Source organism: Streptomyces sp. CB01373, assembly GCF_002803075.1.
Taxonomy (GTDB): domain Bacteria; phylum Actinomycetota; class Actinomycetes; order Streptomycetales; family Streptomycetaceae; genus Streptomyces.
Genome location: NZ_NNBK01000001.1, coordinates 127,807 through 142,241 on the forward strand (window position 1 = coordinate 127,807; position 14,435 = coordinate 142,241).

General features: G+C 73.2%; 12 protein-coding genes. 6 read left to right on the forward strand and 6 right to left on the reverse strand.

What is annotated here, in order from left to right; translation table 11 throughout:
* Window positions 1-111: 111 nt before the first annotated feature.
* Window positions 112-1,233, forward strand: coding sequence for a ribosome small subunit-dependent GTPase A (gene rsgA / locus CG719_RS00625; protein ID WP_234375360.1), 1,122 nt, complete (start codon window positions 112-114; stop codon window positions 1,231-1,233).
* Window positions 1,234-1,534: 301 nt separating this feature from the next.
* Here the strand turns inward: rsgA and CG719_RS00630 are convergent, their stop codons facing one another.
* From CG719_RS00630 to CG719_RS00645, 4 genes are all read right to left on the reverse strand, one after another.
* Complete coding sequence (locus CG719_RS00630; protein WP_100566450.1) at window positions 1,535-2,740, reverse strand: PP2C family protein-serine/threonine phosphatase; 1,206 nt, start codon at window positions 2,738-2,740, stop codon at window positions 1,535-1,537.
* A gap of 160 nt (window positions 2,741-2,900) precedes the next feature.
* Complete coding sequence (locus tag CG719_RS00635) at window positions 2,901-3,533, reverse strand: hypothetical protein (protein ID WP_100566451.1); 633 nt, start codon at window positions 3,531-3,533, stop codon at window positions 2,901-2,903.
* 28 nt (window positions 3,534-3,561) lie between these two features.
* A complete protein-coding gene (locus CG719_RS00640) occupies window positions 3,562-4,557 on the reverse strand; it encodes a COG1470 family protein (RefSeq protein WP_100566452.1) in 996 nt (331 codons plus the stop codon).
* A gap of 7 nt (window positions 4,558-4,564) precedes the next feature.
* The gene (locus CG719_RS00645; protein WP_199836453.1) at window positions 4,565-5,083 is read right to left on the reverse strand and encodes a hypothetical protein; all 519 of its coding nucleotides are present in this window, start codon (window positions 5,081-5,083) and stop codon (window positions 4,565-4,567) included.
* A 204-nt stretch (window positions 5,084-5,287) separates the two neighbouring features.
* Between CG719_RS00645 and CG719_RS00650 the strand changes: the two genes are divergently transcribed.
* Together CG719_RS00650 and CG719_RS00655 are read left to right on the forward strand one after the other, a co-directional pair.
* Window positions 5,288-6,688, forward strand: a complete 1,401-nt coding sequence (locus CG719_RS00650) for an AlkA N-terminal domain-containing protein (protein ID WP_199836470.1) — start codon at window positions 5,288-5,290, stop codon at window positions 6,686-6,688.
* Entirely contained in the window at window positions 6,685-7,236 is a 552-nt protein-coding gene (locus CG719_RS00655) for a methylated-DNA--[protein]-cysteine S-methyltransferase (RefSeq protein WP_100566455.1), read from the forward strand. Before CG719_RS00650 ends, CG719_RS00655 begins: the two co-directional genes overlap by 4 nt.
* Here the strand turns inward: CG719_RS00655 and CG719_RS00660 are convergent.
* Complete coding sequence (locus CG719_RS00660) at window positions 7,197-8,186, reverse strand: helix-turn-helix transcriptional regulator (RefSeq protein ID WP_100566456.1); 990 nt, start codon at window positions 8,184-8,186, stop codon at window positions 7,197-7,199. The genes CG719_RS00655 and CG719_RS00660 overlap by 40 nt on opposite strands.
* A gap of 412 nt (window positions 8,187-8,598) precedes the next feature.
* Between CG719_RS00660 and CG719_RS00665 the strand changes: the two genes are divergently transcribed.
* The 3 genes from CG719_RS00665 to CG719_RS00675 all read left to right on the forward strand — a co-directional run bounded on the left by CG719_RS00665 (window position 8,599) and on the right by CG719_RS00675 (window position 13,190).
* Window positions 8,599-10,686 carry a protein phosphatase 2C domain-containing protein gene (locus CG719_RS00665; RefSeq protein ID WP_100566457.1) on the forward strand — a complete coding sequence of 696 codons (2,088 nt, stop codon included), beginning with the start codon at window positions 8,599-8,601 and terminating at the stop codon, window positions 10,684-10,686.
* Between the two features lie 65 nt (window positions 10,687-10,751).
* Entirely contained in the window at window positions 10,752-12,494 is a 1,743-nt protein-coding gene (locus tag CG719_RS00670; protein WP_100566458.1) for a pyruvate dehydrogenase, read from the forward strand.
* 201 nt (window positions 12,495-12,695) lie between these two features.
* Complete coding sequence (locus CG719_RS00675; RefSeq protein ID WP_100566459.1) at window positions 12,696-13,190, forward strand: ATP-binding protein; 495 nt, start codon at window positions 12,696-12,698, stop codon at window positions 13,188-13,190.
* 62 nt (window positions 13,191-13,252) lie between these two features.
* Here the strand turns inward: CG719_RS00675 and CG719_RS00680 are convergent, their stop codons facing one another.
* A complete protein-coding gene (locus CG719_RS00680; RefSeq protein ID WP_100566460.1) occupies window positions 13,253-14,290 on the reverse strand; it encodes a DUF2637 domain-containing protein in 1,038 nt (345 codons plus the stop codon).
* Window positions 14,291-14,435 lie beyond the last annotated feature (145 nt).

The window sequence follows — 14,435 nt, forward strand, 5'->3', positions numbered from 1 at the left end:
CGCAATCCCAGGATCATCCACTCCACCTCCGCGGCCACCGGCTGACACCACCTGCCACGCCCGCGCACACCCGCGCGGGCCGTCGGGGCCGCCCTCGTGAAGGGTTCCCCCTTGCGTTCCTCCGCTTCATCCGTTTCTTCCCTTCCTTCTTCCGTCTCACCGCACCCTCTCGCCCCCTACGGCTGGGACGAGGGCTGGGAGACGGTCTTCACCCCGTACACCGCCGAAGGCCTGCTGCCGGGCCGGGTGATCCGCGTCGACCGGGGACAGTGCGACGTCGTCACCGCCGGCGGTGTGCTGCGCGCGGACACCGCGTTCGTCACCCCGCACGACCCGATGCGGGTGGTGTGCACCGGTGACTGGGTCGCCGTCGAGCCCGGCGGCAACCCGCGTTACGTCCGTACGACGCTGCCGCGCCGCACCGCCTTCGTGCGCTCCACCTCCTCCAAGCGGTCCGAGGGGCAGATCCTCGCCGCAAACGTCGACCACGCGATCATCGCGGTGTCCCTCGCGGTCGAACTCGACCTCGGCCGTATCGAGCGCTACCTGGCGCTGGCCTGGGAATCGGGCGCGCAGCCGCTGATCGTGCTGACCAAGGCCGACCTCGTGCCCGACGCGACGGGGCTGGGGTACCTCGTCCAGGACGTGGAGACGAGCGCGCCCGGCGTGCCCGTGCTGCCCGTCAGCGCCCTGACCGGGGACGGGCTCGACGTCCTCCTCGCCGTCGTGTCCTCGGGCACGTCCGTGCTGCTCGGCTCGTCCGGAGCGGGCAAGTCCACGCTCGCGAACGTGCTGATCGGCGACGACGTCATGGTCGTACAGGCCGCGCGGGACGTCGACGGCAAGGGCAGGCACACGACCACCACCCGCAACCTCCTCGCGCTGCCCGGCGGCGGGGTGCTGATCGACACCCCGGGGCTGCGCGGAGTGGGCCTGTGGGACGCCGAGAGCGGGGTCGGACAGGTGTTCTCGGAGATCGAGGAGCTGGCCGGGCGGTGCCGGTTCCAGGACTGCGCCCACGACAGCGAGCCCGGGTGCGCGGTGCTGGCCGCCGTCGACGCCGGTGAGCTGCCCCAGCGGCGGCTGGAGAGCTACCGCAAGCTCCTTCGCGAGAACCAGTGGATCGTCGCCAAGACCGACGCGCGGCTGCGCTCGGAGATCCGACGGGACTGGAAGCGCAAGGGCGCCGAGGGCCGGGCGGCGATGGAGGCCAAGCGGGGGCGATGGCGCTAGTGCTGTGACCGGAAAGGTTCACCGGCTCGCGACGCCCGGCACGGCACCTCGCCGCGTTGTCGCATCACCCGAGTACATCCAGTACACGGGCGATGCTCCGCCTTGCGATGCTCCCCCACTGCCCGAAGGGCGTGGGAGGTGCCCCCAGCACCGGACGCCGCGAGCTTTCCGGCAAACCTTTCCGGCCACAGCACTAGGCAGAGTCTTTCCGAACGTCCGATCGTTGCCGCCGCCCGCGGGGCGTGCCCGGGGGCGGTGGCGGGATCACCGCCAGGTGCTGGAAGGCATCGCGTCCGCGTTGTCAGCTGCCCGCCGGAGGGCGACTCGGGTCGATGACGCGGAGGGGCGGGGGGACACGCCGGGGATGGACGGCGTGTCCCAGGTCGTGGCCTGGACGGGGGATGAGGGTGCGGCGGATGGCGATGAGGGCGACGTCGTCGGCGAGGCCGCCGCCGGTGTAGTCGATCAGGTCGCGCTGGATCTTGTGCAGCAGTGCTTCGGGGTTGTGGTCGGTCCACTGGGCGACGCGTTCCGCGAAGGGGTAGAACGCGCCGTGCCGGTCGCGGGCCTCGATGACACCGTCGGTGTACAGGAGCAGGGTGTCGCCCGGGCCGAAGGGCAGGACGTCCAGGTCGTGGTCGTCGGGGTCCGTCAGGCCGACACCGAGTGGCGGCGCGGGGCTGAGGCTGGGCACGGTCACGCCGTTGTCCGGTCCGAACAGTAGGGGTGCCGGGTGGCCGCAGCTGGTGATCCGGATGACGGGCTCGTCGTCGGGGATCTCCAGCAGGAAAGCGGTGACGAAGCGTTCCCCCGTCTCGCCGTCGTGCTCGAAGTCGGCGAGGTAGCGGGCGATGCTGCGCTCCAGGGCGGCGGCGAGCTGGGGCAGGGAGGCGTGCTGGTGAGCGGCCTCCCGGAAGGCGCCGAGCAGGAGGGCGGCCTCACCGACGGCGGGCAGGCCCTTGCCGCGCACGTCACCGATCATCACGCGGGCCGCGCCGTCGGTGCGGGCGGCGGCATAGAGGTCCCCGCCGATCTCGGCCTCCTCCTCGGCGGCCAGATAGAGGCAGGCGAGCTGCAGCGGACCCAGCCGGGTGGGAAGCGGCCACAGCAGGACGTGCTGGGCGGCCTCGGCCACCGTTCTCACCCGGGCCAGCTGACGCCTGTGCCGGTCACGCGCCACGCAGAAGGAGACCACCACCGTCGACAGCACCGCCAGAGCGGCCATCTCGACCAGCACGTTCCGGGACAGCAGCCGGCCGTCACGCCAGCCTACGAACCCCTGGACCATGACCGTCAGGGCCCCGATGCCACTGGTCATCCAGGGGCCTGCGAACCACGCGGTGAGTGCGGGCGCGATCACCAGCATGGGGCCGAGGACGATGTCGGCCGGGGTCACGATGTCCGAGACCGTGATGACCACGATGAGCGCAACCGGTATCAGCAGCAACACGTGGCTCGACTGCCACGGCTGCCGCAGGCCGACGACACGCTGATTCCTCGCGCCCATGACCTCCCCAGTGTGCAACTGCGTGCGCCGGTGTGACGAGTGCCCCCCCACGGCATCGCCGATGATCTTGAGCGGGAGTCGGCGGCCCGGGCGGCAGAGGCTCCGGCACCGACCGGCGCGTGTCAGCGCGCCGGACCGCGGTGCCGCACGGTGCGGCCGATCAGGCGACGGAGTGGGTGACGGTGCCGACGTAGAGGCCGACGGGGGCGTTGGCGGGCACGGTGATGACCACGGTCGGGTTCCAGCTGCAGCTCTCGTTGCCGTTCGACCCCGAGTAGGAGAACGCCGTGCGCGCCGCGTTCAGCGTGACCTGGCTGCCGGCACCGCTCTGTCCTGGACTGCACGTTCCGGGGGACGATTCGGCGGTGGCGGGTCCGGACCAGTACGCGATGTCGCCGGTGGGGATCGTGCCGCCCGTGGTGGTCAGCGCCGTGGCGGTCACGGTGACCGTCCACTCCGGCTCCTGCTGGCCGGTGACGGTGACGGTGCCCAGTTGGGCGCTGTGCGTGCTGCCGGCCGAGGCCGCGCCCAGATTGGCGGTGGCCGGCACGCTGATCGTGAGGTCCGCGGCCGCCAGAGCACGGGTGGGGGGCGGCTCCGCGTCCCGCGAGGACGGGACCGCGTCCGGGGACCTCCGCGCGTGGGTCATGGCGGAGGTTCCCTGCCCCGTCTCTGCCGCGTTCGGCGTGCCGGAGCCTTCCACGGGCGTGATCGGCGCGGAGGCCGAGGGCGACGGGGAAGGCTGGATGACCGCAGTGAGCAGGGCGGTGGTGAGCAGGATGCGAGTGTGCACAAATGTCCATCAGTGCCGTGGTGTGTGGTCAGGACGAGGTGTTCCGGCCGCGTCTGCGTACGGCGAGTACGGCCAGACCGAGGGCCGCGAGGGCGGCGCCACCTGTCGCCCAGAGGCGGCGGTGGGAACCGACGGAGGCGATCATCGCCTGTACCGGCCGCCCGTCTCCGGCGTCGGGGAAGGAGAGGCGCCCGGTGGCGGTGTGCTCGACGAGTCCACTGCGCAGGGTGACGTCCGCCGTCCAGGGCCCGTTGGGAATGCGGCTGCCGAGAGCGAAGGTGATCTCGCCGGTGTCGCCGGGTGCGAGCGTGGGTCCCTGACTGCCGGCGAAGGGCCCTGCCGCCAGACCGTCCGGGCCGTTCCTCAGCATCAGCCTGCCGCTGAGGTCCACGGCCCGCGCCCCGGTGTTGCGCACCCGGGCCCGCAGCCGGGGCAGGCCGCCGTGGTCGCGAGCGGGGACGAGGCCGGTGATCCGGAAGTCGGAGGCCGGTTCGCCGCCGGGACCGATGTCGAGATAGACGCGGACGCCGACCCGCTGGACCATGGCGATGTTGGCGTCCCCGTGCGGGGCCGAGCGGTGCTGGGCCCAGATCACGCCGTAGCGTTCGCCTTCCGAGGCCCTGCGGGGCACGCGGATGGTGGCCCGCACCCGTGCCGTGCTGTGCGGGTGCAGTTCGAGGCGGGCGGGCTCCAGGGAGATCCAGTGGGCGAGTTCGTTGCGCCTGCCGTCCGGGGGGTAGACGAACCGGCCCTTGTGGATGCCCGCCTTCCCGGCGTACATGCCCAACCTGAGCGGTTCGGAACTGTCGTTGACGACCTCGAGTCTTCGGCGGATCGTACTGCCGGGCGCCAGGTGGTCGATGATGTAACTGGAGGCACGCGGGTCGTCCCTGCGCTCGACGGGGGCTTCGAGCAGCTTGATGCCCAGGGTGATCCGGGGGACGTCCGGCGCCGGGTGTGCCGTGGCGGCGGCGGGCAGGATGAACAGCCCGGCCGCCGCCAGGATTGCCAGAACTCGCTTCATGGTGCTGTCAGGCCACCGAGTGTGTGATCGTGCCGGTGTACGCGCCGGAGGCGACGGTGCTGGGGACGTTCACGATCACCGTCGGGTCCCAGGAGGCGCTGTTGGCGCCGCCGCCCGCGGTGTGCGCGAACGCCGTCTGCGCGGAGGAGAGTGCGACGGCCGCGGCGGCGGTGGGCTGGCCCGGAGTGAAGGTCCCACTGCCGTTGGTGCTGGTGGCGGGCCCCGACCAGTACTCGACGTCGCTGTCGGGGATGGACTGGTTGGCACCGCCGGCGCCGGTGGTGAAGGCCGTGGACGTCACCGTCGCCGTCCACGGAGCGGGCACAACACCGCGCAGGTCGTTGACCGTTACCGCGCCGAGCTGGCCGGTCGCCGTCCCACCGAAGGTGGTGTTCGACAACGCCGCGGACGCCGGTGTGCTCACGGCCAGGGCCCCACCCTGCACGGTGAACGTGACCGCTGTGTCCTGGGCTTGAGCCGAAGGCGTCACCGCGGCCAGCACGAGTACGGCGGCTCCGACAGCCACCGCGGGCAAAGTTCTCATCTGCGTTCTCCCAAAGATCAGTTGGCCCACAGAGGTACCAGTGCGGCCGCCGCGGCGCCCGTAGGCTCCGACAGGACGCGTACACGGACACCCGCATGGACCAATCCCGCACCGGCGTGGCGCCGGGCGCGGTGTCCGATTTCCGCCAGCGGCACCCCCGCGCGGAGGCGGACACTGGACGGCGTGATGGACGAGGACAGCAGGTACGAGGCCGTACGCAGCCGGGACGGCCGGTTCGACGGGGAGTTCTTCTTCGCCGTCGAGACGACCGGCATCTACTGCCGTCCCAGCTGCCCGGCCGTCACCCCCAAACGGCACCACGTGCGGTTCTACGCCACGGCAGCCGCCGCGCAGGGCGAGGGCTTCCGCGCCTGCCGGCGCTGCCGGCCGGACGCGGTGCCCGGCTCCGCCGACTGGAACGTCCGGGCCGACGCCGTCGGGCGGGCCATGCGGCTGATCGGCGACGGCGTGATCGACCGGGAGGGCGTCGCCGGACTCGCCGCGCGGCTCGGCTACAGCGAGCGGCAGGTGCGCCGGCAGCTCACCGCCGAGCTGGGCGCCGGACCCGTCGCGCTCGCCCGTACCCAGCGGGCACACAGCGCGCGCGTCCTGCTCCAGACCACGGACCTGCCGGTCACCCGGATCGCGTTCGCGGCCGGGTTCGCCAGCGTGCGGCAGTTCAACGACACGATGCGGTCCGTCTACGCGGCGACCCCCAGCGAGCTGCGCGACACCGCCCGCAGCGCCCGTGGCCGCCGCCCCGCGGCACCCACCGCGGGCATCCCGCTGCGGCTCGCCCACCGGGGCCCCTACCAGTCCGGGCCCGTCTTCGACCTGCTGGAACGCGAGGCCGTGCCCGGCATCGAGGAGATCGGCGGCACGCCCGGCCGGCGGACCTACCGGCGCACCCTGCGCCTGCCGAACGGCACCGGAACCGTCGCCGTGGACGAGCGCTCCGGCGCGCCGCGGGCCGGGTCCGGCGCCCATCCCGGCGGCTGGCTGGAGGCCCGGCTCCACCTGACCGACCCGCGCGATCTGACCACGGCCGTGCAGCGGCTGCGCCGGCTCTTCGACCTGGACGCCGACCCGTACGCCGTCGACGAGCGGCTCGGCGTGGACCCGCGGCTGGCCCCGCTGGTCGCCGCCCGGCCAGGACTGCGCTCGCCGGGCTCGGCGGACCCGCCGGAGACGGCGATCCGCGCGCTGGTGGGTCCGACGGCCGCCGCGGAGCTGGTACAGCGCCACGGCAAGGCCCTGGACGCGCCCAGCGGCACGCTGACCCACCTCTTCCCCGAGCCGGACGTCCTCGCCGGGGCCGAGCCGGACGGCCCCCTGGGCGCCCTGGCCGCCGCCCTCGCCGGCGGCACGGTACGGCTCGACCCCGGCGCCGACCGCGACGACACGCACCGGGCGCTGCTCGACCTGCCCGGCCTGGATCCGGCCACGGCCGCCGCCATCCGCACCCGCGCCCTCGGCGACCCCGACGTGGCCCCGCCCGGCGCGGACACCCCCGAAAGCTGGCGCCCCTGGCGCTCGTACGCCCTGCGGCACCTGTGTGCCGCCGGAGAGCTGGAGACGACCCCATGACCACGCACACCGCCCTTACCGGTACGACGTACTGGACCACCCTCGACAGCCCGCTGTGCCCGCTGCTGCTGACCGCCGACGCCTCCGGCGCGCTGACCTCGCTGTCCGTGCCCGGCCAGAAGGGCGGTCGCGAGGTCCAGTCCGCCTGGCGGCAGGACGCCGGGCCCTTCCGCGAGGCGGAGGAACAGCTGGAGGCCTACTTCGCCGGTGAACTCAAGGAGTTCCGGCTGCCGTTGCGCACCTCCGGCACCGCGTTCCGGGAGCGGGTGTGGGCCGCCCTCGACGACGTTCCGTATGGCTCGACGGCCACGTACGGCGAGATCGCCGCGCGGATCGGCGCTCCCCGCGCCGCTGTTCGGGCCGTCGGCGGAGCCATCGGCGCCAACCCGCTTCTGCTGCTGCGCCCCTGCCACCGCGTGATCGGCGCGGACGGTTCCCTGACCGGGTACGCGGGCGGCCTGGAACGGAAGGTGTGGCTGCTCACCCTGGAGGGCGTGCTGCAATCGCGTCAGCCGTGGCGCTCGCGGGCCACCCAGCCCCGTTCGTAGGCGTGCCAGCCCAGTTGGAGCCGGGTGCTCACCCCGGTCAGCTCCATCAGCCGCTTCACCCGGCGCTGCACGGTCCGCAGGCCCAGGTCGAGCTGCTTGGCGACGCTCGCGTCGGTCAGCCCGGCCAGCAGCAGCGACAGAACCTCCAGGTCGATGGCGTCGGGGCCGTCCGGTCCCTCCTCGGTCACACCCGACTCCCCGAGCCGCAGCGGCAGCGCCTGCCGCCACACCGACTCGAACAGCCCGTACAGCAGCTCCAGCAGGCCGCTGGCGTGCACGACCAGCGCGGTGGGCTCCGGGGTGTGCGCGGTGAGGGGCACCATGGCGAGCGTGCCGTCGGCGATGACCAGTTTGGTCGGCACGGTCTCGACGACCCGCACCTGTTCGTCGCGGCTGAGCGCGGCGGTCAGCTCCGCGACGCCGTTCGGCCGGTCCAGCACGGCGCGTTCAAGGACCACCCGGTAGCGGACCCCGCGGGCGACCGCCTGCTCCTCGGCGTGGTTCTCCAGCGAGGAGACGGCGATCGGGTTGCCCGTGACCAGCGCGCACACCTCCTCGCTCGCCCCGAGCTGGAGCTGGAGGAAGCGCTGCGCGACCGCGGGGGCGCCGGTGACCACCTCGACCAGGTCGTGCACGGCGGGCTCGGAGGCCGCGGCGCGGAACTCCTCGGCGAGCAGCGCGGCGGCCAGTTCCGCCTTCTCCAGCTCGTGGCGGTGCTGGGTGAGCAGTGCGCCCAGTGCCACCCCGGGCGGCGCGGCCACCCAGCGGCCTGGCCGGGCCGGGGACTGGGCCGCGAGTCCGTGCCGTTCCAGGCGGCGCAGGGCGTGCTCGGTGTCCCGCTCGCCGAGCGTCAGCCGGCGCGCGAGATCGGGGACCTCGGCGGCGCCCACGGACACCAGGGCCCGGTACGCCGCCTCGTGTGTCTCGTCCAGGCCTATCGCTGCCAGCATCAGCTGCTGTCCCTCCCCTTTCGGATCCCGGCATCACGTTCCGCGGCGCGTCGGCGGTGGCGGGAAACAGCCACGGCGCAAACCCGCCGCGGCACATCATCGCTGTACCACCGGTCACTCTGACAAGGTGGCGCCACCGAAGCACCGACGGGTGCCCGGTGTCCGGCCACCGGCGTGGCCTGCGCGGATACGCGCCAGGTGCGGTGGCTGGGCTGTTTGGCGGCCCTGCCCGCGGTGCCCGGTCCGGACACGGCGGGCCGCGTCGGGGGTGCTCCGGACGGCGGGGTTTCGGCCGACCGGGCCATGATGCCGCCGGGCGGTTCATCCGTGGGGGGTGGAACCGCCCGGCGACTTCGTCCGGATTTCCCGATGCCCCGTTCCCACAGGGCCCGTGCGGTGGACAATTGGCGGCATGAGCCAGCAGGGGGGAAGTCCCACCGGTCAAGAGGACGACTGGTGGGGCCAGTTGTACAACGACTCCGCCGGGGACACCGGCCCCGCGTCCGAGGCCGACACCCTGGACGACCGCTTCGCCTCAGCGACCGGAACACTGGGCGCCCCCTCCCGGGGCACACCACCACCCACGCCGGACAACGCCCCGGCCCCGGAACGGGACTGGTGGCGCGACACCCCCGACACCGTCCCGGAGGCCCCGCCCCCGGGAACGGGCCGGCCCTCCGCCCCGGCCGACGGCCCGGCTCCGGGGGCTGCCTGGGGGTCCGGGACTGTGACGGCCGGACGGGCGCCGGGCGACGGGGCGGATTCGGGGGTGGCCGGGGACGACGGGCGCGTGGCGCCGGAGTGGGCGGCTCGACCGCCCGCTTCCGCCGAGGGGGTGGACGAGAGCCAGTCGCCGGACTCCGCCGAGTCGACGTCCTGGGGCGTCACCGGCTTTGGTGCGGGCGGCTCCTCGCCCAGGAACGCCGCCGACCCGGCCGGCCCCGCCGCGAGGCGGCCTCCGTCCTCGTCCCCTCCTCCGTCCGCGCCTCCGTGGCCGTCTTCGCTCCCTCCGTCGTCGCCTCCGCCCACGCCCGCTTCTCCGTCCGCGCCGGCTGCTCCGCCTCCGTCCTCGCCTCCGCGCGGGTCCGTGCCCTCGCCCGCTTCTCCGCCTCCGCCCACGCCCGCTTCTCCGTCCGCGCCGGCTGCTCCGCCTCCGTCCTCGCCTGCGCGCGGGTCCGTGCCCTCGCCCGCTTCTCCGCCTCCGTCCGCGCTTGCTTCTCCGTCCGAGCCCGCTTCTCCGCCACCGTCCTCGCCTCCGCGGGCGTCCGTGCCCTCGCCTGCGTCTCCGCCTCCGTACGCGCCCTCCGTCCCGCCCGCTCGTTCGTCCTCGCCCCCTGCCTCGCCCCCTGCCTCACCTCCGCCCTCACCTCCGTCCGCCCGGTCGTTTCCGTCCGCTTCTCCGTCCTCCGCCGTGCCCCCGCCGCCCGCCACGCTTCCCTCGCCGCCGGAACCTCCGGCCGTCGGGGCCGTGGGCGGCTCCGGGCGTGAGGCCCGTGGGGCGGTGGACGCCGCACCGGGTGCCCGGGGCGCCGACCTCACCGTCCGTCATGTCGGAGCCCGGCCGCCCACCTACGCGGCCGAGCCCACCGCGTTGCCGATGGCCGATCCGGAGGGACTGGACGACGTGGTGCCGGACACCGTGCTGGACGGAGCCGCGTACGGGAGCTGCACGTTGCGGGCCGTGTCGGTGCGGGGCGACTCCGCCAGGTTTCGGGGCGAGTCGCGGCGCGACGCGATGCTCACCGCGCGCTTCGGCGCGGGGGACCAGGCACTCGTGCTGGTCGCGATGGCCACCGGCGCCCGCGCCACCCCGGGGGCGCACCGCGCGGCCGCCGAGGTGTGCCGGTGGATCGCCGAGTCCGTGGGCCGCAGCCACGCACGGCTGACCGAGGACATCCGCGCCGCCCGGCGCGGCGACCTGAAGTCCGGCCTGCACCGCCTCACAGACCGCAGCCTCGGCAGACTCCGCGCGGACGCCGCCGAACAGGGCGTCGATCCGGGGCAGTACTCGGCCGGCCTGCGCTGCCTGCTCCTGCCCGCCGACCCCGAATGCCGCGTGCGGGTGTTCTTCGGCGTCGGTCCCGGCGGCCTGTTCCGGCTGCGCGAGGGCGAGTGGCAGGACATCGAACCCGGCGTCGCCGAGACGCCCGGTCACCCCGTGGTCGGCTTCGGCTCGCCGCCGTCCGAGACCCCGGACGGCGACCGGCTCACCATCGACCTCGGCATCACCACCCCGCCGAACCCGTACGACCCGGCCCCCGAACCGCCCCGCGAACCCTTCCGCTTCCGCGCCTCCGTGGCCCAACCGGGTGACACGCTGCTGATGTGCACCGCCGGTCTGGCCGACCCGCTCCGCGGCGAGCCCGAGCTGTGCGCCCACCTCGCCCGACGGTGGTCCGACCCCGCCCCGCCGGGCCTCGCCGCGTTCCTGGCGGACGCCCAGGCGCGGGTCAAGGGATACGCGGACGACCGTACGGCCGCCGCCGTGTGGGAGGCGTGAGCGCCTGGGCTGTGCCTTCATGGAGGCGGAGGATCCGCGGCAGACCGAAGGGGTGCCCGAGAGCCATGGCCAAGCAGAGCGTCGCAGAGCAGTTCGTCGACATCCTCGTCCGCGCCGGAGTCAAACGCCTGTACGGCGTGGTCGGGGACAGCCTGAACCCGGTCGTCGACGCGGTCCGCCGCAACGCCGCCATCGACTGGATCCACGTCCGCCACGAGGAGACCGCCGCCTTCGCGGCCGGCGCCGAGGCCCAGATCACGGGACATCTGACGGCCTGCGCCGGCTCCTGCGGGCCCGGCAACCTGCACCTGATCAACGGCCTGTACGACGCCCACCGCTCCATGGCCCCGGTCCTCGCCCTCGCCTCGCACATCCCCTCCGGCGAGATCGGCCTCGGCTACTTCCAGGAGACCCACCCCGACCGGCTGTTCGCCGATTGCAGCCACTACAGCGAACTGATCTCCAACCCCAAGCAGATGCCCCGGCTGCTCCAGACGGCCATCCAGAACGCGGTGGGACGCCGCGGCGTCAGCGTGGTGGCCCTGCCCGGCGACATCGCCGCCGAGCCCGCGCCCGAACGGGCCGCCGAGACCGCCATCGTCACCTCCCGGCCCACCGTCCGGCCCGGCGACGCCGAGATCGACCGGCTCGTCGAGATGATCGACGAGGCCGACCGGATCACCCTCTTCTGCGGCAGCGGCACGGCGGGCGCTCACGCCGAGGTGATGGAGTTCGCCGAGCGCATCAAGTCCCCGGTCGGGCACGCGCTGCGCGGCAAGGAGTTCATCCAGTACGACAACCCGTACGACGTCGGCATGAGCGGACTGCTCGGCTACGGCGCCGCCTACGAGGCCACCCACGAGTGCGACCTGCTGATCCTGCTCGGCACGGACTTCCCGTACAACGCCTTCCTGCCCACCGATGTGAAGATCGCCCAGGTCGACGTCCGGCCGGAGAACCTCGGCCGCCGTTCCCGCCTCGACCTCGCGGTGTGGGGCGATGTGAAGGAGACCCTGCGCTGCCTCGTGCCGAGGGTGCGGGTCAAGGCCGACCGGCGTTTTCTGGACCGGATGCTGAAGAAGCACGCGGACGCGCTGGAGGGGGTCGTCAAGGCGTACACGAGGAAGGTGGACAAGCACGTCCCGATCCACCCCGAGTACGTGGCCGCCGTCCTGGACGAAGTGGCCGACGACGACGCCGTGTTCACCATCGACACCGGCATGTGCAATGTCTGGGGCGCCCGCTACATCTCGCCCAACGGGCGCCGCCGCGTCATCGGTTCCTTCTCGCACGGCTCGATGGCCAACGCGCTGCCGATGGCGATCGGCGCGCAGTTCACCGACCGCCGCCGCCAGGTCGTGTCCATGTCCGGGGACGGCGGATTCGCCATGCTGATGGGCGACTTCCTGACCCTGGTGCAGTACGACCTGCCCGTGAAGGTCGTCCTGTTCAACAACTCCTCCTTGGGCATGGTGGAGTTGGAGATGATGGTGGCGGGCCTGCCCTCCTACGGGACGGCCATGAAAAACCCCGACTTCGCCGCCGTCGCCCGCGCCTGCGGTGCCCACGGCGTCCGGGTGGAGAAGCCGAAGCATCTCGCGGGCGCCCTGAAGGAGGCATTCAGCCACAAGGGCCCCGCCCTCGTGGACGTCGTCACCGACCCCAACGCGCTGTCGATCCCGCCGAAGATCAGGGCCGAGATGGTGACCGGGTTCGCACTGTCGGCCTCGAAGATGGTTCTGGACGGAGGCGTCGGCCGCATGGTGCAGATGGCCCGCTCCAATCTGCGCAACATGCCCCGGCCATAGTGAGCTGCCGCGTCGCGCCGGCCACCGCACTGACCCGAGGCGCCGTACGAAAGCGTCGTACTTCGGCCAAGTTCCACTGGGGTTGTCCGAACGCCCGGGCATCGAGCATTCGGCATGACTGACGTGTGCTCCATGGGGCATGGATCTCCGTGAACGTGTTCGAACCGGAGGGGAACCGACATCGGCACGCGGACGGGGGACATGGAGACGCAGGCGCGAGGGGGCGGTCCCGCCATGGTCGGGGCCTCCTCGGCTCGGACGGCGGAGGAACAGACGGAAAGAGCGGCGGGCGGCTTACCCGGTCGGCCCGCGCCGCCCCAGCTCAGGTGCAGGCTGGGACGGGCCGATCTCAAGGCGGTGCCCGAGGCGCGACGGGCGCTGCGCGCACTGCTGCGCCACTGGGGCGGGCCGGGCACGTCGGACGTCGCGGAACTGCTCACCAGCGAGCTGGTCACCAACGCGCTCGTCCACACCGACGCCGACGCGGTCCTGACGGCCACCGTGTCCACGCACGGACTGCGCGTGGAGGTACGGGACTTCGTCGCCCGACGGCCCCGGCCCCGGGCCCAGGGGACGGGCGAGAGCACCGGCGGGCGTGGCCTGGTCCTGGTGCAGTCCCTCGCGGACACCTGGGGCGTGTGCATGCACGGCGTCGGAAAGTCCGTCTGGTTCGAACTGGGCGCCCAGGCCGCGTGAAACGGGTGGGGCGCGGCCCGCACGGCCGCGCCCCACCCGTCACCGGTCGGATCGACCGGCTCCTAGCCGAACTGCTGCTCCAGGTCCTTGAGCTTGCGCTCCAGGGAGTCGAGACGCGGCAAAGCCATTGTGTCGTCCTCCGCGGTGAGGTCGAAGGCGCCGCTCTCGGAACCCTTGCGGACGGGCTGCAGGGACGGACGCGTGAGCGCCGGAAGCTCCGCCGCCGCTATGGCAGGCTCCGTGGTGACCTGGCTGGAGCCGCGCTCCAGGGCCTGCTGCTCCGTCTGCCGGCCGCCGCGCCCGACGAAGCCGCGGTGACCCCGGCTGAGCGCCTTCAGCTGCGCCCGCTCCATGCGCTCCTGGTCGCGCCGCAGTCGCCGGTTCTCCGTCTTCTGGCGCTCGTCCTCACGCACCTCTTCGACCGCCTCGTCCAGGCTGCGCACGCCCTCCAGGAGCATCAGCGACCAGGCCTTGTAGGTCTCACGCGGCGCCCGCAGCCAGCGCACTATGCGGATCTGCGGCAGCGGGCGCGGCACCAGACCCTGCTCGCGCAGGGCGGCCCGGCGGGTCTGCTTCAGCGCGCGGTCGAACAGGACCGCGGCCGAGAGAGACATGCCCGCGAAGAAGTGCGGCGCCCCCGCGTGGTCGAGGCCCCTGGGCGCGTGCACCCAGTTGAACCAGGCCGCGGCGGCGGCGAACATCCACACGAGTATCCGGGAGCCGAGCGCCGCGTCACCGTGGCTGGCCTCGCGCACCGCGAGCACGGAACAGAACATCGCCGCGCCGTCCAGGCCGAACGGCACGAGGTACTGCCAGCCGTCGCTCAGGCCGAGGTTCTGCTCGCCGAAGCCGACCAGGCCGTGGAAGGAGAGCGCGGCGGCCACCGCCGCGCAGCAGAACAGCAGTACGTAGGAGGCCGTGCCGTAGACGGCCTCCTTGCGCCTGCGGCGCTCCTCGCTGCGCTCCCACGAGTCGTCCGCGCTCGCGTTCTCCCCGGAGGAGCGCTTGCCGCGCACGAGCACCGCAACCGCCGTCAGCACGCCCAGGAGCAGCACGGCGCCCGGAAGCAGCCAGTTCAGCGATATGTCGGTCAGTCTCATCTGGGGTCCCTTGCATTGGGATAGGGCGTAACGCCCGCTATAGTGACCCAATCCCATCGGCCCTCAGGGGTTTTCGGGGCAAGAGGCCGCCAAGGAGGTGCAAGGGGATGCCCGGGGCGGCGTTCTGCTCGAACTGCCGCTTGAG